This window comes from Micromonospora sp. NPDC049274 (assembly GCF_040678875.1).
GTDB lineage: Bacteria > Actinomycetota > Actinomycetes > Mycobacteriales > Micromonosporaceae > Micromonospora.
This window is the reverse complement of record NZ_JBFAQS010000002.1, coordinates 169,408-195,914: the sequence shown is the minus strand read 5'-3', so window position 1 is coordinate 195,914 and position 26,507 is coordinate 169,408. Positions and strand designations below refer to the sequence as shown.

Below are 26,507 nucleotides of genomic sequence, written 5' to 3'. Positions count from 1 at the left end.
GGCCAGGAGCCGGGGTTGGCGGAATTTTCCTTCGGTTCAGTCGACAGGTCTTGAAACTTCTATTCACTGGCGGGTTGACTGTCGTCCATGCGTACCCGCAGACCATCCGCCCGTCGCACCGGCGTCCTGCTGCTGACGCCGCTGCTCGCCCTGGCCGTGCCGCTGCCGGCCACCGCCGCGCCGCCGGCGCCGTCCGTGGCCGACCGGCCCGTGGCGTCGCCGCCCTCGCTCCCGGCCACCGCCGCGGAGGACGCGCCGCCCGCGTCGTCCCACCCGGCCGACTCGGTCAGCCTGGCTGCCGACCCGGCCGCCACGACCGCCTCGGTCGCCGCCGCCGGCGGGCTGGAGCCGGCCGGCGGCCTGGAGACCACGAAGGCCACCCGTCCGGTCGCGCCGGGCGTGCAGCTCACCTCCTTCGACAGGTACGACGCCGACGGCTGGCTGCGCGCCGACGCCCTCACCACCGACCTCGCCGGCGGGTCCACGGTCGACTACGTCAACTCCGGCGCGGTCAGCCGAGCCGAACCGCTACGCGAGGCGGTGGACGACTCGCGGGCGGTCGCCGCGGTCAACGGCGACTTCTTCGACATCAACAGCTCCGGGGCCGCCCAGGGCGTCGGCATCCGCGACGGCGAGCTGGTCCAGTCGGCGGTCGGCGGTCACCGCAACGCCGTCGCGGTCACCGCCACCGGGATCGGTCGGGTGGTCGAGGTGAACTTCGACGGCAGCGCCACCCTGCCCACCGGGCCGGTGGCGTTGACCCAGTTCAACAACATGGTGCAGGCCGACGGCATCGGCGCGTTCACGGAGCTGTGGGGGACGTACTCCCGGCAGCGTGCCGTGGAGGGCGCGGCCCGGGTGGTCGAGGTGACCGTGACCGGCGGCCGGGTGGCCGCGGTGGCGGGCGTGGCCGGCAGCGGCCCGGTCGTCGCCGGCACCACCGTGCTGCTCGGCCGCGACGCCGGCGCGGACGCGCTGGCCGGGCTGCACGTCGGTGACCCGGTCGCGGTGACGTGGCGGCCGAAGTCGTCCGACGGGAGCGCCCTGCACGCGGCGGTCGGGGGCGGCAACGTCCTGGTCCGTGACGGCGTCGTGCAGAGCATCGCCGATGCGACACTCGCCCCGCGTACGGCGGTCGGTTTCAGCGCCGACGGCCGAAAAATGATCATGCTGACGGTGGACGGTCGGCAGGTCGACAGCCGCGGCGTGACGCAGACCGAGATGGGCCGGATGATGGCCGAGCTGGGTGCCCGGGACGCGCTCAACCTCGACGGTGGCGGATCGTCCACGCTGCTGGCCAGGGAGCCGGGCGCGTCGGCAGTGCAGGTGGAGAACGGCCCCTCCGACGGCAGCGAGCGGGCGGTGCCCAACGGCCTGGCCATCTACGCGCCGAAGGGCAGCGGCAGGCTCACCGGCTACTGGGTCGAGACGGCCAGCGATCCCACCGCCGCCCCGGGCGTCTCACCGGTTCGGGGTGGCCGGCCCGACCGGGTCTTCCCCGGGCTGACCCGCACACTCACCGCGGCCGGCTACGACGAGACCTACGGCCCGGCGGCGGGTGCGCCAACCTGGCGGGCGACCCCGGCGGTGCGCGGCCGCGTCGACAGCGACGGGGTCTTCCACGCCGGCGCGCCGGGCGCCAGCACGGTCTCCGCCGCACGGGGTCGGGCGACCGGCTCGCTGGGCCTCACCGTCCTGAGCCCGCTGACCCGGCTCGGCGCCACGGTGCCACGGATCGGGCTGACCGGTCGGGACGGCAACGCCCTGGTCGGAGTGGTCGGCTACGACGCCGAGGGCAACACCGCGCCGATCGAGCCGGCGGACCTCACCCTCGACTACGACCGCGACCTGCTGCGGATCGCCCCGAGCCCGGACGGCAACCTCACCGTCACCGCGCTGCGCGACACCGGTTCCGCAGTGGTGACCGTCCGCGTCGGACGGGCGAGCACCGTACTGCCGGTCACGGTCGGGCTGACCGACGTGCCGGTCGCCGGCTTCGACGACGCGGCGTCCTGGCGGTTCAGCCAGGCCCGCGCCAGCGGCTCGGTCGCGCCGGCGCCGGGTCACACCGGCACCGGCCTGAAGATGTCGTACGACTTCAGCCAGTCCACCGGCACCCGGGCCGCCTACGCCGAACCGCCGGCCTGGATCGAGGTGCCCGGCCAGCCGCAGGCCTTCGGCATGTGGATCCACGGCAACGGCACCGGGGAGTGGCCGAGCCTGCACCTGCACGACGCGCAGGACACCCAGCACGTGCTGCGCGGCCCGCTGATCACCTGGACCGGCTGGCGGTACGTGGAGTTCGCGGTGCCGGCCGGGGTGCAGTACCCGGTACGGGTGCGCCGCTTCTACGTGGCCGAGACCAACGCCGCAGCGCAGTACACCAGCGAAGTGATCATCGATGACCTGGTGGCGAAGGTGCCGCCGACAGTCGACGTGCCCGCGGTGGCCCCGCGCACCGACCGGGTGGTGGTCCGCGACGGCACGGTGGACGGCGCCCCCTGGCGGTTCGCGGTGCTCTCCGACGCCCAGTTCGTCGCCGCCGACCCGGACAGCGACCTGGTCGCCCAGGCCCGGCGGACGCTGCGCGAGGTGAAGGCCGCCCGGCCGGACTTCCTGCTGATCAACGGCGACTTCGTGGACACGGCCTATCCGGCCGACTTCGCGCTTGCCCGACGCATCCTCGACGAGGAGTTGGGCGACGCGCTGCCCTGGTACTACGTCCCGGGCAACCACGAGATCATGGGTGCCCCGATCAGCAACTTCGAGGCCGCGTTCGGCGCCACCTCCCGGGTGTTCGACCACGCAGGCACCCGGTTCGTCACGCTGAACTCGTCCACCGGGACGCTGCGCGGTGGCGGCTTCGACCAGGTGCGGATGCTGCGCGAGACGCTGGACGCGGCGGCCACCGACCCGCGCGTCGGCTCGGTCGTCGTCCTTCACCACCATCCGGCGCGGGACCCGAGCCCGGCGCAGGCCAGCCAGCTCGGCGACCGCAAGGAGGCAGCGCTGCTGGAACAGTGGCTGGCCGACTTCCAGCACCGCACCGGCAAGGGCGCGCTGTTCGTGGGCGGGCACGTCGGCACCTTCCACGCCGACCGGGTCGACGGGGTGCCCTACGTGATCAACGGCAACTCGGGCAAGACGCCGTCGACACCCGCCGACCAGGGCGGCTTCACCGGCTGGACGGAGTTCGGCGTCGACCCGGTCACCCCGGCCGAGGCCGACCGCGCCCGTCGCGACCCGCTCGCCGAGGGGCCACGCTGGGTGGACGCGGAGTTCCACGCGCACACCGACCGGCTCACGCTCGTCGCGCCGGCCAGCGTCGCGGTCGGCGCCCCGGCGGCGGTCACCGCCACGCTGACCCAGCCCGGCGGCCGTACGGTCCCGGTGGCCGCTCCGGTCAGCGCCGACTGGACCGCCTCGCCGAACCTGCACATCGGCTCGGCGGCCGGTGTGCGCCCGTGGCACACCGCCCGCTTCGACCCCGCCACCGGCACACTCACCGCGGTGCGCCCCGGCGCACCCGTACGCCTCACCGTCACCGTCAACGGCGTCCGCGCCGACGCCACCATCACGCCCACCCGCTGAGATCGTGCGGGCCCTCTGCCGTCGACTGACGGCGAGGGGCCCGCACACCTCGAAAGTCGCCGCCGGCCACCTGGAAGGCGCTGAGGCCGAGGGCCCGCCACATCTGGACCACCTGGGCGCGGTCGTCGATCCGGCGGTTCGGTCGACGGCGGGTGGGGTACGCGGCGGCGGCTCCCAGGGTGCGCGAATGCCCCGGCCGGCGGCGGGAATGCGGACGGGTAGGCACGTGTTGACGATGCCGGACGAGGTGTGCGGCCCGCTTGCCGGGTCGGCTCAGGCCCATGGCACACTGGTCAATCGGCCACCGGTTCCGGTTCACGCCCGAGCCCGTCGTGTACGGCGCGACGAGTGATGACGGCGACCCGGCGACCACCAACGAGAGGACCGAGGCGAGATGAAGGCAAACATCCACCCGGAGTACGTGACCACCGAGGTCAGCTGCTCCTGCGGTAACACGTTCACGACCCGCAGCACCGCCAAGGGCGGGGCGATCCACGTCGAGACCTGCAGCGCCTGCCACCCGTTCTACACCGGTAAGCAGCGCGTTCTCGACACCGCCGGCCGGGTCGCGAAGTTCCAGCAGAAGTACGCCAAGGTTCAGGCCAAGAAGGCCAAGTAACTCCCCGTTCGGCGCCCGTGTCCGGTTCTTCACCGGACACGGGCGCCGTCCGCGTTCTGCCTGTTTCCGCCCGGCGTCCGACCTTCGAGTCGGCCGGCGTCGCATCCTCGAAGGAGCATCCGCAGCATGAGCAGCGAGCGTCTGGCCGGCCTCCTCGACGAGTACGCGGAGCTGGAGAAGCGGCTGGCCGACCCGGCCATCCACGCCGACCAGGCCACCGCGCGCCGGGTGGGTCGCCGGTACGCCGCGCTGGTGCCGCTGCACAAGGCCGCCGGTGAGCTGGAGCAGGCACGCGCCGACCTGGCCGCGGCCCGCGAGCTGGCAGCCGAGGACCCCTCGTTCGCGGCCGAGACCGAGGCGATCGCGGCGTCCCTGCCGGGACTGGAGGAGCGCCTCGCCGAGCTGCTCATCCCGCGTGACCCGCATGACGCCAAGGACGTGATCGTCGAGATCAAGGCCGGTGAGGGTGGCGAGGAGTCGGCGCTGTTCGCCGGCGACCTGCTGCGGATGTACACCCGGTACGCCGAGCGCCACGGCTGGATCACGGAGGTGATCGACGCGCAGGACTCGGACCTCGGTGGGGTCAAGGACGTCTCGCTGTCGATCAAGACGAAGGGCGTACCCGAGGGTGGCAACGGCGTCTGGTCGCGGCTCAAGTGGGAGGGCGGCGTGCACCGGGTGCAGCGCGTCCCGGTCACGGAGTCGCAGGGCCGGATCCACACCAGCGCGGCTGGCGTGCTGGTGCTGCCCGAGGCCGAGGACGTCGACGTCACCATCGACGCCAACGAGCTGCGCATCGACGTGTTCCGGTCGTCCGGGCCGGGCGGCCAGTCGGTGAACACCACCGACTCGGCGGTGCGGATCACCCACCTGCCGACAGGCATCGTCGTCTCCTGCCAGAACGAGAAGTCCCAGTTGCAGAACCGGGAGCAGGCGATGCGGATCCTGCGGGCCCGGCTGCTCGCCGCCGCCCAGGAGCAGGCCGATGCCGCCGCCTCGGACGCCCGCAAGGCGCAGGTGCGGACGGTGGACCGCTCGGAGCGGATCCGCACGTACAACTTCCCGCAGAACCGGATCACCGACCACCGGATCGGCTATACCGCGTACAACCTGGACCTGGCGCTCGCCGGGGACCTGGACGGGGTGCTGGACGCCCTGGCCGAGGCCGACCGCGCCGCCCGGCTGGCCGGCGACACCGAGCTGACCCGCCGCTGACCGGACCGCCGCCGATCGATCGTGCGGGGCGTGCGGTCAGCTCGCGCGGGGGCGTGACTTCGCCCGTAGCATCTCCCGGTCGGCCTGTTCGAAGGCGACGCTGAGCGCGTCGCGCAGCCCGCCGCCACCGGACACCTCCGCGAAGCCGATGCTCACGCCGACCGGGGTGCCCGGCACCAGGGACTCCCAGTCCTCGTTGCGCACCGCCGCCTCGATCCGGCGGGCCACCTCGGCGGCCTCGGTCATGCCGGTCTCCGGGAGCACCACCACGAACTCGTCCCCGCCGTAGCGGGCCACGAAGTCACCCCGGCGCATCACCCGGTTGATCACCCCGGCGATGCGTTGCAGCACCAGGTCGCCGGAGTGGTGCCCGTGGCGGGTGTTGACCGCCTTGAAGCCGTCCAGGTCGCAGACGCCGATGACCACCCGCTCGCCCCGGGTGACGACTGCGCTGATGTACCGCTCCAGCCGGCGCCGGTTGGGCAGCCCGGTGAGCGGGTCGGTCAGCGCCTCACCCTCGTACCGTGCCGCCTCCCGGCGCATCTCCTCGTGGTCGATGCGGGCGGCGATGCCGTCGATGTAGACGTCGCGCAGCCGGTCGTTGCGTTGTGCGGCGAGCCGGAACGCCAGCCGGTCGGCCCGGTGCGCCGCCGGGTGGTCGCCGGCGCGGGCCAGCGCGATGCTGCGCAGCCGGGCCGGCTCGGCCGCTCCGAGCGTCTCGGTGGACACCCGGATGGTGTCCAGCCGGGCGACCGCCTCGATGGGTCGACCGTCCGCGATGGCCAGGCAGACCATGCCGAGCTGTCGCATGTCCCGTGCACGGGCGCTGTCCCCGCCGTGGCTGAGCAGGTGGGACGGCTCGGCCTCGCCCGTCGACTCCAGCGGGTCGCCGAGCGCGGCCTGCCGCGCCGCCGAATATCCGTACGCTGCGAGGCTGCTCGGGCGTAGCCGGCCGGCCCGCCCGCTACGGACGAACCGGGCCAGGTCGGCTGCGACGTCCCGCAGGACCCGCAGGCAGCCGTCGCTGTCCCCGTTGTGGTCCAGTGCCACGGCGTTGCGCAGCCGGATGCCCGGCGCGGCGAACGTCTCCTCCGGGATGCCGGAGGTCAACCCGAGCTGCCGCGCGCGTTCGATCGCGCCCAGGGCGTAGCCGTGGAAGCTGAGGTAGCTGTAGGCCATCGCGAGGTCGTGCCAGCCCCACGCCGTGTCCCGGTCCGGGTCCTCCACGGCGCTGAGCGCCCGGGCGGCCTTGACGAGGTGGGTGACGCAGCGGTCCAGCGCGCCCTGGTGGTGCGCGGCGAGCGCGGCCAGCGCGTTGAGGTGCCCGTGCAGGTAGGGCTCGGCGAGATCGCGAACGGCCGCCGACGCCTCCTCGATGGCCCGGGTGAACTCCGCCGTCCGACCGAGATTGATCAGCGCGGAGAGACGCTGCACGAGGGCGTCCGCGCGCGCCGCCGGGTCGGTGGTGGTGCGGATCACCCGCTCCAGCAACGCGTACGACTCCGCGGAGCGACTTGCTTCTTGCAAAGCCCGCGCCTGCGTGAGGGTGTCAACCTGGTCATGGACCCGGTCGAGCCAGCCCACCCACAACCTCCTGCCGTGTGCGTCTTGACGCACCCGTTCGTGGCGTCGTCCGTGACGCCTCATGATTGTCGCGTGACCACTCTGCCGCAACACCCCCCCGAAGGGACAGGACGTACCCGTCCGTCCGCCGCGGTCGCCCGCGCGGCGCGGGCGCTCGCCGCCGCCGGGGTGGGTCCGGCGCGCGTGGAGGCCGAGCTGCTGGCGGCGTACGTGCTGGGGGTGCCCCGGGGTCGCCTGGCGCTCGCCGACGACCTGGACGACGCCCAGCTGACCCGGCTCGACGAGCTGGTCGGCCGTCGCGCCGGTCGGGAGCCGTTGCAGCACCTGACCGGTCGGGCGGGATTCCGGCATCTGGAGCTGGCGGTCGGTCCGGGCGTCTTCGTGCCCCGCCCGGAGACGGAACTGCTGGCGGGTTGGGGTGTCGAGCAGGGGCGGGGCAGATCCGAGCCACTGGTCGTGGACCTGTGCAGCGGCACCGGCGCTGTCGCCCTGGCGGTGGCGCAGGAGCTGCCCGGGGCGCGGGTGATCGCGGTCGAGCGGTCCTCTGCGGCGCTGGCGTGGCTGCGCCGCAACGCGGCCGAGCGGGCCGCCGCGGGCGACCGCCCGATCGAGGTGGTCGAGGCCGACGTGACGGTGCCGGACCTGCTGGCCGACCTGGTGGGCCGCGTGGACGTGCTGCTCTGCAACCCGCCGTACGTGCCGGTGGAGGTGGTGGTGCCGCCGGAGGTGGCGGCGCACGATCCGGCGGAGGCGGTCTTCGGCGGCGTGGACGGTCTGGCGGTGATCCGGCCGGTGATCGGCCGGGCGGCGGCGCTGCTGCGCCCCGGCGGCGTCATCGGGGTCGAGCACGACGACACACACGGCGTGGCGGTGCCGGCGTTGTTCGCCTCCGACGGCCGGTTCGAGGCCGTCACGGAGCATCCGGACCTCACCGGCCGCCCCCGCTACGCGACCGCGTCCCGACGGGCGGACGGCCAGCACACCGCGTCCGGGCCGGCGTGGCAGACTGACTCCTCGTGATGCTCTACGACTGCCGATCGCCCGCCGATCGGGACCGCGGCATCGCTGCGGCCATCGAGGCGGTCAAGAACGGCGAGCTTGTCGTCCTCCCGACGGACACGGTCTACGGGATCGGCGCGGACGCGTTCACGCCCTACGCGGTCAAGGCGCTGCTGGACGCGAAGGGCCGGGGTCGGCAGATGCCGCCGCCGGTGCTGATCGGTTCGCGCCACACCCTGGACGGGTTGGTCTTCTCGCTGCCCACGGCAGCACGGGACCTGGTGGAGGCGTTCTGGCCGGGTGCGCTGACGATCGTGGTCGAGCACTCGCCGAGCCTCCAGTGGGACCTGGGCGACAAGACGGGCACCGTGGCGGTGCGGATGCCGCTGCACCCGGTGGCCCTTGAGGTCCTGCGGGAGACCGGCCCGATGGCTGTCTCCTCGGCCAACAAGACGGGCCAGCCGGCCGCGGTCACCGCCGAGGAGGCGCGTGACCAGCTCAGCTACTCGGTGCGCGCGTACCTGGAGGCCGGGCCCTGCCCGGACCCGGTGCCGAGCACGATCGTGGACCTGACCGGCGAGGTGCCGCAGTTGCTGCGGGCCGGTGCGATCCCGCTGGAGAAGCTGCGGGACGTCGTCCCGGATCTCGTCGACGTCCAGGGGGTCTGAGTGCCCCCGTTCACCGTCCTGCACGTCTGCATGGGCAACATCTGTCGTTCGCCGATGGCCGAGCGGCTGCTCGCCCTGGCGATGCGGGAGCGGTTGACCCGGCGTGCGCAGGACCCGGTCGCCGCCGAGGAGCTGCTGCACAGCCACAGCGCCGGCACCGGCGGCTGGCACGCGGGCGAGGAGATGAACCCCCCGGCTGCGCGCCAGGTCATCGACCGTGGCGGCGCCGTCGAGGGGTTCGCGGCGCGCAAGCTGCGCTCGGACCACATCGACGCCGCCGACCTGGTCCTGACGGCCACTGCCGACCAGCAGGAGTACGTGGTGGCGCTGCGCCCGGACGCGGCGGCCCGCACCTTCGTGCTGGGTGAGTTCGGCCGGCTGCTGGCCGCGGTGGACGCCGCCGCGTTGCCGGCGGCCGAGCCGACCCCGGAGGCGGTGTACGCCCGGGGCGTGGCCCTGGTGGCGGCGGCGCACGACAACCGGCTGGGCGCGTCGGCGCTGCCGACCGACGATCTCGACGATCCCTGGGGTCGTGGCGACCAGTGCTTCACGCGGGTCGCCGACGAGATCGAGGAGACGGTCCACCCGCTGGCCGGCGCGCTGCTGCCCTGAGCGTCGTGCGAGTTTCCTCCGGGTTTGGGGAAAACCAGGGGCGAAAGGGGCGTTCCGGGTCATTCTGAACGGGTCCTAGCGTGACCGGCTCCTGCGGGGAGAGCTGATGATCCGGGCCCGACTCGACAAACTGCTGACCGTGGTGATCGCCGGTGTGCTGGCCGGGCTGGTGCTGGCCGGGGCCGCCCTACCCGCGGCCCTGGTCTTCGGGATCGGCTTCAGCGCCCTGTCCACGCCCTACTCGGAGCTGCCCAGCACGCTGCGTACGCCGCCCACCGCCCAGCGCTCCAACCTCTACGCCAACGACGGCGCCACCCTGATCACGTCCTTCTACCAGGAGGACCGGGTGGACGTCCCGCTGCGCGAGGTAGCCCCGGTGATGCGCCAGGCCATCGTGGCGGCCGAGGACGTCCGGTTCTACCAGCACAGCGGTGTGGACCTGCGCGGCGTCGTGCGCGCCTTCACTGTGAACAAGCGGGACGGCAAGACCCGGCAGGGTGCCTCCACCCTGACCATGCAGTACGTCCGCAACGTGCTCAGCAGCGACCCCCGGCTGACCGAGCGGGAGCGCCAGGCGGCCACCGAGGTCACCACCGCCCGCAAGCTCCAGGAGATGCGGTACGCGCTGGCGCTGGAGCGGGAGCTGAGCAAGGAGGACATCCTCACCCGCTATCTCAACATCGCCTACTTCGGCGCCGGGGCGTACGGGATCGCGGCGGCCAGCAAGCGCTACTTCTCCCGCTCGCCGGCCGAGTTGACACTGGCCCAGGCCGCGCTGCTGGCCGGGTTGGTCCGCTCGCCGGACAGCGACGACCCGATCAACGGGGACGCCGACAGCGCGCTGGGGCGGCGGACGTACGTGCTCGAGCGGCTGGTGGAGACCGGTCAGGTGCCGGCCGACGCGGCGACGGCGGCGCAGGCCGAGCCGTTGCAGCTGCGGCCCAGCCAGACGCCCAACGACTGCACGGGGGTGCCCGACGGGCACAACGACTGGGGCTTCTTCTGCGACTGGTTCACCCGCTGGTGGAGCAGCCAGTCGGCGTTCGGGTCGAGTGCCGACGAGCGGCAGCGTACGTTGCGCCGGGGCGGCTTCTCCATCGTCTCGTCGCTGGACCCGGCGGTGCAGCGGGCCACCACGGAGCAGGTGCTGAAGATCTACCGCCCGACCGAGGCGCGGGCGGTGCCGACCACAGTGGTGCAGCCCGGCACCGGACGGGTGCTGGCGATGTCGGTGAACCGCACCTACAGCGTCGCCGACAACCCGGTCGGGCAGAAGAACCGTCCGAACACGGTCAACCAGCTCGTCGCCGGCGGCGGTGCCATCGACGGCTACCAGGCCGGCTCGACGTTCAAGCTGTTCGCCATGCTGGCCGCGCTGGAGTCCGGCCTGCCGCTGTCGACCGAGTTCACGGCGCCGAGCCAACTACTCACCCGGTTCCCGGCGACGGGGACGGGAAGCTGCGACGGCCGTTGGTGCCCGTCGAACGCCAGCCCGTCGTCGATGGACGGCCCCCGCACCATGTGGACCGCGTTCGGCCGGTCGGTGAACACCTACTTCGCCTGGCTGACCGAGCGGGTCGGCGCCGATCGGGTGGTGGAGATGGCCGAGCGGCTCGGCGTCGTGCTGCGCGCCGACTCCGACGAGCGCCTGGCCCGCTACGGTGCGAAGAACTGGGGCCCGTTCACCCTGGGCGTGGCCGCGACGACCCCGCTGGACCTGGCCACCGCGTACGCCACGGTGGCGGCCGAGGGGACCTGGTGCGCGCCGCTGCCGGTGGTCTCGATCAGTGACTCGGCGGGCCGGCCGGTGGACGCCGCCAAGCCGGACTGCCGGCAGGTGCTCGACACCGACGTGGCGCGGGCGGCGGCGGACGCGGCCCGCTGCCCGGTGGGCGACCAGTCGATGTACGGGCGGTGCGACGGCGCCACCGCGCCCGACCTGCGGTCCCGCCTCGGTCGCCCGGTGGCCGGCAAGACCGGTAGCTCCGAGCGGTACGAGACGGAGACGGTGGTGGCCTTCACCCCGCAGTTGGCCGTCGCCTCGATGGCGGCCAACCCGGACGACCCGCGCGACGCGGTCGGTCAGGCGGTGCAGGCGCAGATGGTGACCGCGGTGGGGGAGGTGCTCCGCGTCGCCCTGCGCGACCAGCCGGTCCGCGACTTCGTCCCGCCGAGCGAACGCGCCGCCTTCCAGACGACCGGCGCCCGCACCGGCAACTGACCCGCCCGAGGCGGCGTGGTCAGGGGGTTTGTTCGGCGTTGCGGGCGATGTTGCGGGCCATGCCGCCGAAGACCACCGCGTGGAACGGGGCCACCGACCCCCAGTAGGCGTGGCCGGCCAGCCCGCGGGGCAGGAAGACTGCGCGCTGCTGGTAGCGGCTGCGACCGCCGTCGACGGGCAGCGCCCGCATCTCCAGCCAGGCACGGCCGGGCAGTCGCATCTCCGCGCGCAGCCGCAGCAGCTCGCCCGGGACGATCTCCTCCACCCGCCAGAAGTCCAGCGCCTCGCCGACCTGGAGGCGATGCGGGTCACGCCGGCCCCGCCGCAGTCCCACCCCGCCGACCAGCCGGTCCAGCCAGCCGCGCACCGACCAGGCGAGGGGGAACGAGTACCAGCCGTGCTCGCCGCCGACGCCCTCGATGACCCGCCACAGCGCCGCCGGTGACGCGTCGACCGTGCGCTCCCGGACGTCGGTGTACGCGGTACCGCCGGACCAGTCCGGGTCGGTGGGCAGCGGCTCGGCCGGCGCGTCCGGGCCGCTCGCGTTCGACCAGCGGGTCTCCACCTGGGCGTCGCGCACCTTGGCCAGCGCCAGCGCCACCGCGTCGTCGAAGCCGGTGAGGCCGTCCGGTGGGTCGGGCACGTACCTGGCGATGTCGTGTTCGTGCGCCACGGCCTCGTGGATCAGGCTCTCCACGAGTGGGCGGGCGATGGCGTTCGGCACCGGGGTGATGAGGCCGACCCAGTGCGAGGACAGCGACGGGGTGAGCGGTCGGACCGGCACGATGATCCGTCGGCGCAGGCCGGCCACCCGGGCGTACCGCTGCATCATCTCCCGGAAGGTGAGGACGTCGGGCCCACCGATGTCGAAGCCGCGATTGACCTCGGGCGGCAGCGCGGTGCAGCCGGCCAGGTAGCGCAGCACGTCGCGGACCGCGATCGGCTGGATCCGGTTGCGGACCCACCGTGGGGTGATCATGGCGGGCAGCCGCTCGGTCAGGTAGCGCAGCATCTCGAACGACGCCGAGCCGGAGCCGATGATCACCGCGGCGCGGAGCACCGCGGTGGGCACCCCGCTGGCCAGCAGGATCCGACCGACCTCGGCGCGTGAGCGCAGGTGCGGCGAGGGGACCTCGGCGTCGGAGGCCGGCTCCGGGCCGCCCAGGTAGACGATCCGGCGTACGCCTGCCGCGCGGGCCGCCTCCGCGAAGTTGGTCGCCGCCGTCCGGTCTGCCGCCTCGAAGTCGGACCGGCCCAGCGAGTGCACCAGGAAGTACGCGACGTCCACGTCGGCGAACGCGGCGAGCAGGGTCTCCGGGCGGCTCAGGTCGCCCTCGACGATCTCGGCCGCCGAGGCCCAGGGCACGTCGCGCAGCCGTACCGCCTTGCGGGCGAGGCAGCGTACGGTGTGGCCGTCGGCGAGCAGCAGCGGCGTCAGCCGCCCGCCGATGTATCCGGTAGCGCCGGTGACGAGGCATCTCACAGCTCCCAGTCTGCGGCCCCCTAGACTCGTTCGCTGTGGAGACCGAGACGAGCACCTTCTGGGGGCCGGATTTCGCGCAGCTCAGGGCCACCGACCCGGAGATCGCCGGGGTGGTCCTCGGCGAGCTGGACCGGTTGCGCGGCGGCCTGCAGCTCATCGCGAGCGAGAACCTGACCTCACCGGCGGTGCTGGCCGCGCTCGGCTCGACGCTCACCAACAAGTACGCCGAGGGCTATCCGGGTCGGCGCTACTACGGCGGCTGCGCCGAGGTGGACCGGGCCGAGGAGATCGGCATCGCCCGCGCCAAGGAGCTGTTCGGGGCCGAACACGCCAACCTCCAGCCGCACTCGGGGGCGAGCGCCAACCTGGCCGCGTACGCCGCGCTGGTGCAGCCGGGCGACACGGTGCTGGCGATGGACCTGCCGCACGGCGGGCACCTGACCCACGGCAGCCGGGTCAACTTCTCCGGCAAGTGGTTCCGCCCGGTCGGTTACCCGGTCCGGCCGGACACCGAGCTGATCGACTACGACGAGGTTCGCGACCTGGCCCGGACGCACCGGCCCAAGCTGATCATCTGCGGTGCCACCGCGTACCCGCGCCTGATCGACTTCGCGCGCTTCCGGGAGATCGCCGACGAGGTCGGCGCGTACCTCATGGTGGACGCCGCGCACTTCATCGGCCTGGTCGCCGGGCGGGCGATCCCGTCCCCGGTGCCGTACGCCGACGTCGTCTGCGCCACCACGCACAAGGTGCTGCGCGGGCCGCGCGGCGGCATGATCCTCTGCCGCGAGTCGCTGGCCCAGCGGATCGACAAGGCGGTCTTCCCGTTCACGCAGGGCGGCCCGCTCATGCACGCGGTCGCGGCGAAGGCGGTCGCGCTGCGCGAGGCGGCCCAACCCGAGTTCCAGACGTACGCCGGCCAGGTGGTCCGCAACGCGCAGGCGCTCGCCGCCGGGCTGGCCGACGAGGGGATGCGCCCGGTGTCCGGCGGCACCGACACCCACCTCGCCCTGATCGACCTGCGGGAGCTGGGCGTGACCGGCGCGGAGGCCGAGGCCCGCTGCGACGCCGCCGCGATCACCCTGAACAAGAACGCCATCCCGTACGACCCGCAGCCGCCGCTGGTGGCCTCGGGGCTCCGGGTGGGCACGCCGAGCGTCACCACCCAGGGCATGCGCGAGGGTGAGCTGCGGCAGGTGGCCGCCCTGATCGCCCGCGCGGTGCGGACGGACCCGGGTGCGGCGGGCGGCGTCGACGAGCTGACCCGGATCGGCGCCGAGGTGGCCGAGCTGGCCGCAGCGTTCCCGGCGTACCCCCGTGGCTGAGCCCGGGGTGGTCGCGCCCGACACCGACCGGCGGTGGCGGTTGCGGCACCTGCCGGTGTTGCTGGGCGCGTCGGTGGGGCTGGCCGTGGTCGCCGCGGTGGTGGGCGCGGTGACCGGCGGCGTGACCGCCGCGCTCGGCGCGGCGGCCGGCGTGGGCGTCACGGTGTTCAGCTACACCCTCACCACTGTGGTGCTGGCCCGGGCCGACCAGATCAACCCCCAGTTGCTGCTGCCGCTCGGGCTGGGCCTGTACGTGCTGAAGTTCACCCTGTTGGGTGTCGTGCTGGTGGCGGTGGCCTCGACCGGCTGGACCGGGTTGATCCCTCTCTGCCTCGGCATCGTCGCCGGGGTGGCAGTGTGGACAGCGGTGCACCTCTGGTGGCTGACCACGGTGCACGCTCGTCGACCGCGGGGCTGACCTGCCGATCGGCCGGTCGTCCCACCCATCGGACGCGCGGGAACGTGTCGGCCTCCGGTCATTCACCGACGGGCGGAAGGGGAGTAGCGTGCCCACAGACGACGCGAGCCCCGAGATGCCCACACAACGATGGTTGTGCGGGGGGTGAGGCACAGCCTCGTCTTCCCGGCTGATATCGTTCGCCCCGTCATGGCTGATGACCAAACCCCCCGTCCCGCCGGTGAACCGGACGACTATCCGTCCGGCGCCGGTCAGGGTTGGACCGCGCTCAGCTACCTCGTCGGAGGCATGCTCGTGTGGGGTTTCATCGGCTGGCTGGTCGACCAGTGGCTCGACACCGGTGGCGTCGCCACCGGCATCGGCTTCGTGCTCGGCATGGCTGGGGGAGTCATCCTGGTCATCCGCCGACTCGGCACGCCTACTTAGGAAGGGACGCGGTGTTCGGACAGGCGAACGTCCTGGCAGCGGGCCAGGCGGAATTCCCACCCAGTGTGGAGGACTTCTACCTGCCCAGCATCCTGCCCTGGGGTGTAGAGAACTCGTATTGGTTCACCAAGTTCACGTTCATGATCTGGATCGCGGTCGGCGTCCTGATCATCTTCTTCCTGGCGACCTACCGGAACCCGAAGTTGGTGCCGACCAAGAAGCAGTGGTTCGCCGAGTCGATCTACGGCTTCGTGCGCAACAACATCTCGGTCGACATGATCGGGCACCAGGGCGTGCGGTTCGCTCCGTACTTCACGACGCTGTTCTGCTTCGTGCTGGTGACGAACGCGTTCGCGATCATCCCGTTGTTCCAGATCTCGCCGAACTCGCACATCGCCTTCCCGGCGATCCTCGCGGTGATCAGCTACGTGCTGTTCAACTACATCGGCATCCGGCACCACGGCTTCGGCAAATACTTCAAGCACGCCCTGATCCCGCCAGCACCGTGGTACATCCTGCCGCTGCTGGTCCCGATCGAGGCGTTCTCGACCTTCATCATCCGGCCGTTCTCGCTTGCCGTACGTCTCTTCGCGAACATGTTCGCCGGCCACATGCTCCTGCTGGTCTTCACGCTCGGCGGCTTCGCGATGCTGAGCGCCAACGCCTGGCTGGCACCGGTCTCGGTGGTGTCCTGGGTGATGACCGTGGCGCTGACCCTTCTCGAGGCGCTGGTAATCGTCCTGCAGGCCTACGTCTTCACGGTGCTGAGCGCCAGCTACATCCAGGGCGCGATCGCCGAAGAGCACTGATCCACGCACCAACCGTTGTCGTCCCGCGTGAGAGTCACGCGTGATAACCAGGAGGAACCACACCAATGGACGCTAGCGTTCTCGCCGAGGTCACCGGTAGCACCGCTGCCATCGGCTACGGTCTCGCCGCCATCGGCCCGGGCATCGGCGTTGGCCTGGTCTTCGCCGCCTACATCCAGTCGACCGCCCGCCAGCCCGAGTCCTCGCGGATGACCCTGCCGTACGTCTGGATCGGCTTCGCCGTCATCGAGGCGCTCGCGCTGTTCGGCATCGCCTTCGGCTTCATCTGGGCCGGCTCCGCAGCCTGATCCAGCCCTTTCGACCGGGAGGTCACCCATGTTGTTCCTCCTCGCCGCCGAGGGTGGTGAGTCAGACCACAACCCGATCATTCCGATCGGGCAGGAGATCGTGGTCGGCACGATCGCCTTCGCCGTGCTCTGCTTCGTGCTGATGAAGTTCGTCTTCCCGCGCATGGAGCAGACGTTCCAGGCTCGGGTCGACGCGATCGAGGGCGGCATCAAGCGCGCCGAGGCCGCCCAGGCCGAGGCGAACCAGCTGCTCGAGCAGTACCGTGCCCAGCTCGCCGAGGCTCGCACCGACGCCGCCAAGATCCGGGACGACGCGCGGGCCGACGCCGAGGGCATCCGGCAGGACATCCTCGCCAAGGCGCGGGAAGAGTCCGACCGGGTCATCCAGGCGGGCAAGGACCAGCTCGCCGCCGAGCGGGCCACCATCGTGCGCGAGCTGCGCGCCGAGGTCGGCACGATCGCGGTGGACCTGGCCAGCAAGATCGTCGGTGAGTCGCTTGCCGACGAGGCGCGGCGCAAGGGCACCGTCGACCGGTTCCTGAGCGGTCTCGAGAGCACGGGGGCCCGCTGATGCAGGCCGCCAGCCGGGAGTCGTACAAGGTCGCGGCCGAGCGCCTCGACGCGTACGTCCGCGGCGCGGAGCCGTCGGCGGTGACGTCCACCGCCGACGCCATCCTCTCCGTGGCGGGGCTGCTGCGGCGCGAGCCGCGGCTGCGCCGGGCCCTGTCCGAGCCGGCTCGCTCCGGCGCGGACCGGGGTGCCCTGCTCGGCGACATGCTGGGTGGGCGGATCGGCGCCGACGCGCTCGACCTGCTCGTGACGCTGGTGTCCGGCCGTTGGTCGGCACCGTCGGAGCTGCTCGACGGCGCCGAGCGCCTCGGCGTGGAGGCGCTGCTCGCCAGCGCCGACTCCGCCGGCGAGCTGGGCGAGGTCGAGGACGAGCTGTTCCGCTTCGGTCAGGTCGTGTCGGGTCAGTCGGCGCTGAGCAACACGCTTGCCGACCCGGTCGCCCCGGTCGAGCAGCGGGCCACCCTGGCCCGCGAACTGCTCGCCGACAAGGCCCGCCCGGTCACCGTCCGCCTCGTCGAGGTGGCGTTGGGCGGGTTCGGCGGTCGCTCCTTCAGCGGGGCACTCACCCGGCTGGTGGAGCTCGCCGCGGAGCGACGCGACCGGCAGGTGGCGTACGTGACCGTCGCGGCTCCGTTGAGTGACTCGGACGAGCGCCGGCTGGGAGCGAGCCTCAGCGCGATATACGGTCGAGAGGTCTCCATCAAGCAGACGGTCGACCCCCTCGTCCTGGGTGGCGTGAGCGTGCGGGTCGGCTCCGACCTGTACGACGGCACCATCCTTCGCCGCCTCAACGAGACCCGCAACGCGCTCGCGAAGCGCTGAGCGGCTTCGCCGCCCAGCAACGCGGTGGCTGCGCTACCTCAGCAATGCGGTGGCTTCGCCGCCTCGACGTTGGGGCGGCTCCGCCGCCGCAGCGCCCGGATTGACAGACGCCATTCGGACCGGTCGGTACTAGGTATCCCGGGCCCCTGAATTTTAAGGAAGCAGAGGATGGCCGAGCTGACCATCTCGACGGAGGAGATCCGCGGCGCCCTGGAGCGCTACGTCTCCTCCTACTCGTCCGACGTCTCCCGCGAGGAGGTCGGCACCGTCGCCGACACCGGTGACGGTATCGCCCACGTCGAGGGCCTGCCCTCGACCATGACCAACGAGCTCCTGGAGTTCGAGGACGGCACGCTCGGCGTGGCGTTGAACCTCGACGTCCGGGAGATCGGTGTCGTCGTTCTCGGTGACTCCGCCAAGTTGGAGGAGGGGCAGCGCGTCAAGCGCACCGAGCGGGTTCTCTCCGTTCCGGTCGGCGACGCCTTCCTCGGCCGCGTGGTCGACGCGCTCGGCCAGCCCATCGACGGGCTCGGTGACATCGCCAACGAGGGCTTCCGCGAGCTGGAGCTGCAGGCTCCGAACGTGATGTCCCGCCAGTCGGTGTTCGAGCCGCTGCAGACCGGCATCAAGGCCATCGACGCGATGACCCCGATCGGTCGGGGTCAGCGTCAGCTGATCATCGGCGACCGTAAGACCGGCAAGACCACTGTCGCCCTGGACGCCATCCTCAACCAGCGGGACAACTGGCGCACCGGCGACCCGAAGAAGCAGGTTCGCTGCATCTACGTCGCCATCGGCCAGAAGGCCTCCACCATCGCCTCGATCAAGGGGCAGTTGGAGGAGGCGGGCGCGATGGAGTACACGACCATCGTCGCCTCGCCGGCGTCCGACCCGGCCGGCTTCAAGTACCTGGCCCCGTACACCGGCTCGTCCATCGGGCAGCACTGGATGTACGGCGGCAAGCACGTCCTGATCGTCTTCGACGACCTGAGCAAGCAGGCCGAGGCGTACCGGGCCGTGTCGCTGCTGCTGCGTCGCCCGCCGGGCCGTGAGGCGTACCCGGGTGACGTCTTCTACCTGCACTCCCGCCTGCTGGAGCGCTGCGCGAAGCTCTCCGACGAGCTGGGTGGCGGCTCGATGACCGGTCTGCCGATCATCGAGACGAAGGCCAACGACATCTCGGCCTTCATCCCGACCAACGTCATCTCGATCACCGACGGCCAGATCTTCCTGGAGACGGACCTGTTCAACCAGGGCGTCCGGCCGGCCATCAACGTCGGCACCTCGGTGTCCCGGGTCGGTGGCGCCGCGCAGGTGAAGCCGATGCGCAAGGTCGCCGGTTCGCTGCGGCTCAACCTGGCCCAGTACCGCGAGCTGGAGGCGTTCGCCGCCTTCGCCTCCGACCTGGACCGCGCCTCGCAGAACCAGCTCAACCGTGGCGTCCGGCTGGTCGAGCTGCTCAAGCAGCCGAACTACTCGCCGTTCCCGGTCGAGCAGGAGGTCGTCTCGGTCTGGGCCGGCGTCGAGGGCAAGCTGGACGACATCCCGGTGGGTGACGTGCGGCGCTTCGAGGCGGAGTTCCTCCAGTACCTGCGGCACAAGCACGAGGGTGTGCTGGCCGGTATCGCCGACAACCAGTGGGGCGACGACATCGTCGGCTCCCTGGAGGCGGCGATCACCGAGTTCAAGCAGGTCTTCCTGGGCAAGGCCGACGAGCGCAAGGTCAACGACGCGCCGGCGCAGCCGCTGGAGGGCGACGAGAACCGCGAGACGGTGACCCGCTTCCGCGACAGCACTACCGACCGCCCGGCCGAGAGCTGATCCGATGGCGGCCCAGGTACGCGTTCTTCGTCAACGGATCCGCTCGGCGAAGTCGATGAAGAAGATCACCAAGGCGATGGAGCTCGTGGCGACGAGCCGGATCGCCAAGGCCCAGGCCCGGGTGCAGGCGTCCCTGCCGTACGCCCAGGCCATCACCGGTGTGCTCACGGCGCTGGCGTCCAACGCGCGGATCGACCACCCGCTGCTCACCCCGCGCGAGCGGGTGCGGCGGGCGGGCGTCCTGTTGGTCACCAGCGACCGTGGCCTGGCCGGCGGTTACAGCTCCAACGCGATCAGGATGGCGGAGTCGCTGATCGCCCGGCTGAAGGCGGACGGCAAGGAGCCGGTGCTCTACGTCATCGGGCGTAAGGGCGTCGGGTTCTACCGGTTCCGCGACCGGCCGATCGAGGCGAACTGGACCGGCTTCAGCGAGCAGCCGTCGTTCGAGGACGCCCGTGCCGTGGGTGAGACGCTGATCAAGGCGTTCACGGCCGGTGCGGACGACGCCGACGGCGGGGCCGGTGCGGACGGGGTGCTCGGCGTCGACGAGTTGCACATCGTCTACACCGAGTTCCACTCGCTGATGACGCAGAGCCCGGTCACCAAGGTGATCGGTCCGATGCAGGTCGAGGACCGGCCGCGCTCCGAGGGGCTGCTGCCGGCGTACGAGTTCGAGCCGGAGGCGGAGGCGCTGCTCGACGCGCTCCTGCCGAGGTACATCAACACGCGGATCTACGCGGCGTTGATCGAGTCGGCGGCGAGTGAGTCGGCGTCGCGTCGGCGGGCGATGAAGAGCGCCACCGACAACGCCGAGGACATGATCGAGAAGTACACGCGCGAGATGAACTCGGCTCGCCAGGCCGGGATCACCCAGGAGATCAGCGAGATCGTCGGCGGCGCCAACGCGCTGGCCGCGTCGGGAAGTGAAGTGTGATGACTGCACCAGTAGAGACCAAGACGGCCACGGGTCGCGTGGTCCGGGTCATCGGCCCGGTCGTCGACGCCGAGTTCCCGCGCGACGCCATGCCGGCCCTGTTCAACGCGCTCAACGTGACGGTGAACCTGTCCGGCGGTGAGAAGACGCTGACCCTGGAGGTCGCCCAGCACCTGGGTGACAACCTGGTCCGCGCCATCTCGATGCAGCCGACCGACGGCCTGGTCCGCGGCGCTGAGGTGACCGACCGCGGCGAGCCGATCACCGTTCCGGTGGGCGACGCCGTCAAGGGCCACGTGTTCAACGCGATCGGCGAGGTGCTCAACCTCAAAGAGGGCGAGACCCTGACCCCGGACGACCACTGGGGTATCCACCGCAAGGCCCCGGCCTTCGCGGACCTGGAGCCGAAGACCGAGATGCTGGAGACCGGCATCAAGGTGATCGACCTGCTCGCCCCGTACGTCAAGGGCGGCAAGATCGGTCTGTTCGGCGGTGCGGGCGTCGGCAAGACGGTGCTCATCCAGGAGATGATCACTCGGGTCGCCCGCAACTTCGGTGGTACCTCGGTGTTCGCCGGCGTGGGTGAGCGCACCCGCGAGGGCAACGACCTCATCGCCGAGATGACCGAGTCCGGCGTCATCGACAAGACCGCGCTGGTCTACGGCCAGATGGACGAGCCGCCGGGCACCCGGCTGCGGGTGGCGCTCTCCGCGCTGACCATGGCGGAGTACTTCCGGGACGTCAAGAAGCAGGAGGTGCTGCTCTTCATCGACAACATCTTCCGCTTCACCCAGGCCGGTTCCGAGGTCTCCACGCTGCTCGGCCGCATGCCGAGCGCCGTGGGTTACCAGCCGACCCTGGCGGACGAGATGGGCGAGCTCCAGGAGCGGATCACCTCCGTCCGGGGCCAGGCCATCACCTCCATGCAGGCGATCTACGTGCCGGCGGACGACTACACCGACCCCGCTCCGGCCACCACGTTCGCCCACCTGGACGCGACCACCAACCTGGAGCGGTCGATCTCCGACAAGGGCATCTACCCGGCCGTGGACCCGCTGGCGTCCTCGTCCCGGATCCTCGCCCCGGAGTTCGTCGGCCAGGACCACTTCCAGGTCGCCACCGAGGTGAAGCGGATCCTGCAGCGCTACCGCGACCTGCAGGACATCATCGCCATCCTCGGTATCGAGGAGCTCTCCGAGGAAGACAAGATCACCGTGCAGCGCGCGCGGCGGATCGAGCGTTTCCTCTCGCAGAACACCTACGCGGCGGAGCAGTTCACCGGCGTGCCGGGCTCGACGGTCCCGATCAAGGAGACCATCGAGGCGTTCCGCAAGATCAGCGAGGGTGAGTACGATCACTTCCCCGAGCAGGCGTTCTTCATGTGCGGCGGTCTCGAGGACCTGGAGCGCAAGGCTGAGGAGCTGATGAAGGGCTGACAGCCCGGATTCGTACCGCAAAAGACTGCCCTGGCAATGTCGGGGCAGTCTTTTGTTCATTTTCGCGTCTTACCATCGTCGCCGTCCGTTACCAGTGGTCGTCGGTCCGGCGGCACGCGAGATACGGTCGGGTCCGCGCGTTCACCAGAACGAGCGCTGACTTCTGCAACCTTTCGACGACGTGCGCCCGTCTCATGTCTGTGGGCGTAACGAACGGAGATGCACGTGGGTAAGGCCGGTAAGCGTGGCCGCAAGTCGTCCATCTGGCGGGGTGTGCCGCGCTGGGCCAAGGTGTGCACCGTCTTCGGCATGGTGCTGACCGTGCTCAGCGGCGGGGTGCTCGTCGGCACCGAGGTGCTGATGGCCCGCTACGAGGGCGCCGTCGGCAAGGCCGACCTCTTCGGTGACCAGGCGGCGGGCGCCAAGGAGAAGAAGAGCGAGATCAAGGGCCCGCTCAACCTCCTGCTTGTCGGCATCGACCCGCGTACGCCGACGGCGGCGCCGCTGGCCGACTCGATCATGGTGCTGCACGTGCCGGCCTCGATGGACCGGGCCTACCTGTTCTCGGTGCCGCGGGACCTCTACGTGCAGATCCCGGCGTTCAAGAAGGCCAACTTCTCCGGCGAGAAGACCAAGATCAACGCGGCGATGTCGTTCGGCAGTAAGGTGCCCGGCAAGAACCCCGATGCGGCGTGGGGCTTCGAGCTGTTGGCCACCACGGTGCAGAACGTGACAGGCATCAAGCGGTTCGACGGTGGCGCGATCATCAACTTCACCGGCTTCCAGAAGATCGTCGACGCGATGGGCGGCGTCGACATGTACGTCGAGAGGGAGGTGCGGTCCGAGCACAAGCAGCCGGACGGCACTGCGCGGCCTGGCAAGACGTACGGAGAGGGTTACGTCGGGCCGCAGGCGGTCTACACGAAGGGCACGCACCACCTGAAGGGGTGGCAGGCGCTGGACTACGTCCGGCAGCGGTACCCGAAGAACGGCGTTCCGGACTCGGACTACGGTCGGCAGCGCCACCAGCAGCAGTTCGTCAAGGCGATGGTCGGGCAGGCGTTCAGCGCCGACGTGGTTGCCAACCCGATCAAGCTGGACAAGGTGCTCCGTGCCGCCGGCCAGTCGCTGATCTTCAACGGTCGGGGCAACAGCGTTGTCGACTTCGGGCTCGCCCTGAAGAACATCCGCCCGAACACCATCCAGATGATCAAACTCCCCGGTGGTGGGGTCTTCGACGGCAAGACCTACAAGGGTGAGCAGTTCCAGGCAGGCGTCCCGGACTTCTTCACCGCCCTGCACAATGAACAACTGGACCCGTTCCTGCTGGAGCACCCGGAATTCCAGAACAAGACCAAGTAGCCGTGGCGTAGCTCTCCCCACCCGCCTTGGGGTCTGCTCGGCGTCACGACTAGACTTTCGGCAATCCGTCGCCGCAGCAAGGAGACAGCGTGGCACAGCAGCTTCACGTCGAGCTCGTCGCCGTCGAGGAGAAGGTCTGGTCCGGTGAGGCCGAGATGGTCGTCGCCCGGACCACCGAGGGCGAGCTCGGTGTCCTGCCGGGGCACGCGCCGCTGCTCGGCCAGCTCGCCGAGCCGGGCGAGGTCCGCATCAAGCTGGCCGGCGGCGAGCAGGTCGCGTACGAGGTGGCCGGTGGCTTCCTCTCGGTGAGCGCCGAGGGCGTCACCGTGCTGGCCGAGAGCGCAACCCCGGTCTCCGCGCAGAGCCGCTGAGTTCACACCGAGGATGGAGATCGTCGAAGGGTTCGGGATCGGCGTCGCCGTCATCCTCGTCGCGCTTCTCGTGCTCTTCGTCCGGCGGGCCGTCGTAACCCGCAGCGGTGGCATCATCCGGCTCAGCGTCCGGGTCACCACAGTCCTCGACGGGCGCGGCTGGTCACCCGGCTTCGGCCGGTTCGCGGGTGACGAGCTGCGCTGGTATCGGATGTTCAGCTTCGCGCTCCGCCCCAAGCGGGTTCTCCTCCGCAAGGATCTCGCGGTCGAGCGCCGGCGGTTGCCCGAAGGGCAGGAACGGCTCTCCATGCCAGCCGACTGGGTGATCCTCCGCTGTACGAGTCACCACGCACCGGTGGAGATCGCCATGGCGCGATCGACCGTCACCGGGTTCCTCTCCTGGCTCGAGGCCGCCCCTCCGGGGGCGGTCTCGCCGCGTATGGCCTCCCAGGACTGGCCGGCTGCCTGAGCGGCTTTTCTGTGGTCGCTCTTGTGGGTTTCCGGGGGAGCCCGGCCGGGCCGTCCGTGGTCGCTCTTGGGGGTTTCCGGGGGAGCCCGCCCGGCTCCGGGCGGTCAGGCTTGATCCCTGCGCCGGGCGGGCTCCCCCGGAAACCCGTCGTTGTCGCTGTGCGTCGCTCCGGCGCTGATGTCATCACCTGCCGTTACCGGTGTGGTTGAGTCGCGCCTTTTCGGCTTGATCGACTCGGTTTTCTTGAATTCGGGGTGTCCCTGTGGCTGGGAGGCCCCGATTTTCATGAACCCGAGTTGATCTTGGCGCTGATCGGCCGGCTGGTCGAGTCGATCACGCGCTGGTTACGCGTGGTTGTGACCAGATGGGGAACCCCACGACCGCACGGCGCTCATCTTCAGCGATTGCCGCCCGGCACCCATAGCACATCGCCTGCCGGATTTGCCGTTCTTGACAGGATGAAGAGCAGATCGGAGAGCCGGTTGAGATACTTTGCCGGGAGCGGGCTGGTCCGGTCCGGATCGTGGCTGACCAGCGCCCATGCCGCCCGTTCCGCACGCCGGGCGGTGGTCCGCGCCACGTGCAGCAGCGCCGCGCCCGCGGTGCCGCCGGGGAGGATGAAGGAGTCGAGCTTGCTCAGGCGTGCGTTGTACTCGTCGCACCAGCCCTCCAGGCGCTCGACGTACGCCTCGGTCACCCGCAGCGGCGGGTACTTCGGCTCCGGCTCGACCGGGGTGGACAGGTCGGCCCCGACGTCGAACAGGTCGTTCTGCACCGACGCCAGCACGCCCCGCAGTTCCTCGTCGAGTTGGCCCAGGGCGAGCGCGACGCCGATCGCCGCGTTGCACTCGTCGACATCCGCGTACGCGGCGATCCGTGGATCGGTCTTCGGAACCTGCTCGTTGTTGCTCAGCCTGGTCATGCCGGCGTCGCCGGCCTTGGTGTAGATGCGCGTGAGGTGGACGGCCATGACGCACAGCCTACGGATACCGGACCTGACGATCCCCGCGCGGCCGGACGCCACTGCCGGCTGGCCGGCGGTCGTGGGCCCCGGCGACGCCGGTGATCCGGCGATCCCCGATGTCGACGTCATCCGGATCTGCGGTGGGGCACGGCTGACCGGAACCGTGCACGTGGTCGGCGCCAAGAACTCCGCGCTGAAGCTGATGGCCGCCGCGCTGCTCGCACCGGGCCGCAGCGTGATCACCAACGTCCCGCGGATCACCGACATCGCGATCATGGGGGAGGTGCTGCGCCGGCTGGGCTGTGACGTCCGGTTCGACGCCGACGACCCCGTGGACCCGATGGTGGCACGGGGCGGAGTCGCCAGGTCCCGTTCAGTGACCATCGACGTACCCGAGCAACCGGGCGCGGACGCGGACTACGACCTGGTCCGCCGGCTGCGCGCGTCGATCTGCGTGCTGGGCCCGCTGCTGGCCCGCCGGGGGTACGTCCGGGTGGCCCACCCCGGCGGCGACGCGATCGGATCGCGCGGGCTGGACATGCACATCTCCGGGCTGACGCGGATGGGCGCGGAGATCTCCGGTGAGCACGGCTTCGTCATCGCCGAGGCCCCACACGGGCTGCGCGGCGCCGACATCGTGCTGGACTTCCCCAGCGTGGGTGCGACCGAGAACCTGGTGATGGCGGCGGTGCTCGCCCAGGGCACCACGATGATCGACAACGCGGCCCGGGAGCCGGAGATCGTCGACATCTGCACGATGCTCAACCAGATGGGCGCGCGGATCTCCGGTGCCGGTACGTCCACCCTGCGGATCACCGGTGTCGCCGGCCTGCACCCCGTGCGGCACGCCACGGTGGGGGACCGGATCGTCGCCGGCACCTGGGCGTTCGGTGCCGCCATGACGCGCGGCGACGTGACGGTGACCGGGCTGGACCCGGCCTACCTGGAGGTCGCCCTGGACAAGGTCGTCGCGGCCGGCGGCCTGGTCGAGACGCGAGGAGACGGCTTCCGGGTACGCATGGACGACCGGCCCCGGGCGGTGGACGTGGTGACGCTGCCGTACCCCGGTTTCGCCACCGACCTGCTGCCCATGGCGATCGGGCTGGCCGCGGTCAGCGACGGCGCATCCCTGATCACGGAGAACATCTTCGACGGCCGCTTCATGTTCGCCAACGAGATGATGCGGCTCGGCGCGGACATCAAGACCGACGGCCACCACGCCGTGGTCCGGGGGCGGGAGCGGCTGTCCGGCGCGCCGGTGCGAGCCACCGACATCCGCGCGGGCGCGGGGCTCATCATCGCGGGGTTGTGCGCGGACGGGGCCAGCGAGGTCTCCCACGTCCATCACGTCGACCGGGGCTACCCGGACTTCGTGGCCGACCTGCGTGCGCTCGGGGTGGCGGTCGAGCGGGGCACGACCCCGGAGGAGCCCGCTCTGGAGATCTGACGCCGCAGCCCGCCTGCCACCCCGGGAGCGGCG

24 protein-coding genes are annotated in these 26,507 nt (G+C 71.3%); 21 read left to right on the top strand and 3 right to left on the bottom strand.

Annotated features, from left to right (window positions below):
- Positions 1–87: 87 nt before the first annotated feature.
- The 3 genes from AB0K10_RS04435 to prfA all read left to right on the top strand — a co-directional run bounded on the left by AB0K10_RS04435 (position 88) and on the right by prfA (position 5,425).
- A complete protein-coding gene (locus AB0K10_RS04435) occupies positions 88–3,591 on the top strand; it encodes a phosphodiester glycosidase family protein (RefSeq protein WP_363679898.1) in 3,504 nt (1,167 codons plus the stop codon).
- 394 nt (positions 3,592–3,985) lie between these two features.
- Positions 3,986–4,210 (top strand): 50S ribosomal protein L31, encoded by a 225-nt coding sequence (gene rpmE, locus AB0K10_RS04430; RefSeq protein ID WP_007464546.1) that lies wholly within the window; start codon positions 3,986–3,988, stop codon positions 4,208–4,210.
- 126 nt (positions 4,211–4,336) lie between these two features.
- Positions 4,337–5,425, top strand: a complete 1,089-nt coding sequence (prfA, locus tag AB0K10_RS04425; RefSeq protein ID WP_363679895.1) for a peptide chain release factor 1 — start codon at positions 4,337–4,339, stop codon at positions 5,423–5,425.
- Between the two features lie 36 nt (positions 5,426–5,461).
- Here the strand turns inward: prfA and AB0K10_RS04420 are convergent, their stop codons facing one another.
- On the bottom strand, positions 5,462–7,009 hold the full coding sequence (locus tag AB0K10_RS04420; RefSeq protein ID WP_363679893.1) for a GGDEF domain-containing protein: 1,548 nt from the start codon (positions 7,007–7,009) through the stop codon (positions 5,462–5,464).
- Positions 7,010–7,081: 72 nt separating this feature from the next.
- Between AB0K10_RS04420 and prmC the strand changes: the two genes are divergently transcribed.
- The 4 genes from prmC (at position 7,082) to AB0K10_RS04400 (ending at position 11,509) form a co-directional block, all read left to right on the top strand.
- Positions 7,082–8,029, top strand: coding sequence for a peptide chain release factor N(5)-glutamine methyltransferase (gene prmC, locus AB0K10_RS04415; RefSeq protein ID WP_363679891.1), 948 nt, complete (start codon positions 7,082–7,084; stop codon positions 8,027–8,029).
- On the top strand, positions 8,029–8,676 hold the full coding sequence (locus AB0K10_RS04410) for an L-threonylcarbamoyladenylate synthase (RefSeq protein ID WP_363680494.1): 648 nt from the start codon (positions 8,029–8,031) through the stop codon (positions 8,674–8,676). Before prmC ends, AB0K10_RS04410 begins: the two co-directional genes overlap by 1 nt.
- A complete protein-coding gene (locus tag AB0K10_RS04405; RefSeq protein WP_363679889.1) occupies positions 8,677–9,288 on the top strand; it encodes a phosphotyrosine protein phosphatase in 612 nt (203 codons plus the stop codon).
- A 106-nt stretch (positions 9,289–9,394) separates the two neighbouring features.
- Positions 9,395–11,509, top strand: coding sequence for a transglycosylase domain-containing protein (locus tag AB0K10_RS04400; RefSeq protein WP_363679887.1), 2,115 nt, complete (start codon positions 9,395–9,397; stop codon positions 11,507–11,509).
- Between the two features lie 19 nt (positions 11,510–11,528).
- Here the strand turns inward: AB0K10_RS04400 and AB0K10_RS04395 are convergent, their stop codons facing one another.
- Complete coding sequence (locus AB0K10_RS04395) at positions 11,529–12,992, bottom strand: SDR family oxidoreductase (RefSeq protein ID WP_363679885.1); 1,464 nt, start codon at positions 12,990–12,992, stop codon at positions 11,529–11,531.
- Between the two features lie 35 nt (positions 12,993–13,027).
- Between AB0K10_RS04395 and glyA the strand changes: the two genes are divergently transcribed.
- The 13 genes from glyA (at position 13,028) to AB0K10_RS04330 (ending at position 24,063) form a co-directional block, all read left to right on the top strand.
- A complete protein-coding gene (gene glyA, locus AB0K10_RS04390; protein WP_363679883.1) occupies positions 13,028–14,317 on the top strand; it encodes a serine hydroxymethyltransferase in 1,290 nt (429 codons plus the stop codon).
- Positions 14,310–14,735 carry a hypothetical protein gene (locus AB0K10_RS04385; RefSeq protein ID WP_363679881.1) on the top strand — a complete coding sequence of 142 codons (426 nt, stop codon included), beginning with the start codon at positions 14,310–14,312 and terminating at the stop codon, positions 14,733–14,735. The genes glyA and AB0K10_RS04385 overlap by 8 nt, the downstream gene beginning before the upstream one ends.
- A gap of 189 nt (positions 14,736–14,924) precedes the next feature.
- Positions 14,925–15,161 (top strand): AtpZ/AtpI family protein, encoded by a 237-nt coding sequence (locus AB0K10_RS04380; RefSeq protein ID WP_266245732.1) that lies wholly within the window; start codon positions 14,925–14,927, stop codon positions 15,159–15,161.
- 11 nt (positions 15,162–15,172) lie between these two features.
- Positions 15,173–15,970, top strand: a complete 798-nt coding sequence (gene atpB, locus AB0K10_RS04375; RefSeq protein ID WP_363679879.1) for a F0F1 ATP synthase subunit A — start codon at positions 15,173–15,175, stop codon at positions 15,968–15,970.
- A 65-nt stretch (positions 15,971–16,035) separates the two neighbouring features.
- The gene (locus AB0K10_RS04370; RefSeq protein WP_358107021.1) at positions 16,036–16,278 is read left to right on the top strand and encodes an ATP synthase F0 subunit C; all 243 of its coding nucleotides are present in this window, start codon (positions 16,036–16,038) and stop codon (positions 16,276–16,278) included.
- Between the two features lie 31 nt (positions 16,279–16,309).
- Positions 16,310–16,849, top strand: coding sequence for a F0F1 ATP synthase subunit B (locus AB0K10_RS04365; protein WP_358142798.1), 540 nt, complete (start codon positions 16,310–16,312; stop codon positions 16,847–16,849).
- Complete coding sequence (locus AB0K10_RS04360) at positions 16,849–17,670, top strand: F0F1 ATP synthase subunit delta (RefSeq protein ID WP_363679877.1); 822 nt, start codon at positions 16,849–16,851, stop codon at positions 17,668–17,670. Before AB0K10_RS04365 ends, AB0K10_RS04360 begins: the two co-directional genes overlap by 1 nt.
- A gap of 168 nt (positions 17,671–17,838) precedes the next feature.
- Complete coding sequence (gene atpA, locus AB0K10_RS04355) at positions 17,839–19,491, top strand: F0F1 ATP synthase subunit alpha (RefSeq protein WP_363679875.1); 1,653 nt, start codon at positions 17,839–17,841, stop codon at positions 19,489–19,491.
- Positions 19,492–19,495: 4 nt separating this feature from the next.
- Positions 19,496–20,425 (top strand): F0F1 ATP synthase subunit gamma, encoded by a 930-nt coding sequence (locus tag AB0K10_RS04350; protein WP_363679873.1) that lies wholly within the window; start codon positions 19,496–19,498, stop codon positions 20,423–20,425.
- Positions 20,425–21,861: a F0F1 ATP synthase subunit beta gene (gene atpD / locus AB0K10_RS04345; RefSeq protein ID WP_363679871.1), complete on the top strand. Its 1,437-nt coding sequence runs from the start codon at positions 20,425–20,427 to the stop codon at positions 21,859–21,861. Before AB0K10_RS04350 ends, atpD begins: the two co-directional genes overlap by 1 nt.
- A 219-nt stretch (positions 21,862–22,080) precedes the next feature.
- A complete protein-coding gene (locus AB0K10_RS04340; RefSeq protein WP_363679869.1) occupies positions 22,081–23,223 on the top strand; it encodes an LCP family protein in 1,143 nt (380 codons plus the stop codon).
- 89 nt (positions 23,224–23,312) lie between these two features.
- Entirely contained in the window at positions 23,313–23,594 is a 282-nt protein-coding gene (locus tag AB0K10_RS04335) for a F0F1 ATP synthase subunit epsilon (RefSeq protein ID WP_363679867.1), read from the top strand.
- Positions 23,595–23,607: 13 nt separating this feature from the next.
- Entirely contained in the window at positions 23,608–24,063 is a 456-nt protein-coding gene (locus AB0K10_RS04330; protein ID WP_363679865.1) for a DUF2550 domain-containing protein, read from the top strand.
- A 397-nt stretch (positions 24,064–24,460) separates the two neighbouring features.
- Here AB0K10_RS04330 and AB0K10_RS04325 read toward each other — a convergent pair whose 3' ends face one another.
- Complete coding sequence (locus tag AB0K10_RS04325) at positions 24,461–25,033, bottom strand: cob(I)yrinic acid a,c-diamide adenosyltransferase (protein WP_363679863.1); 573 nt, start codon at positions 25,031–25,033, stop codon at positions 24,461–24,463.
- Between AB0K10_RS04325 and murA the strand changes: the two genes are divergently transcribed.
- Positions 25,032–26,474, top strand: a complete 1,443-nt coding sequence (murA, locus tag AB0K10_RS04320) for a UDP-N-acetylglucosamine 1-carboxyvinyltransferase (RefSeq protein ID WP_363679861.1) — start codon at positions 25,032–25,034, stop codon at positions 26,472–26,474. The genes AB0K10_RS04325 and murA overlap by 2 nt on opposite strands.
- Positions 26,475–26,507 lie beyond the last annotated feature (33 nt).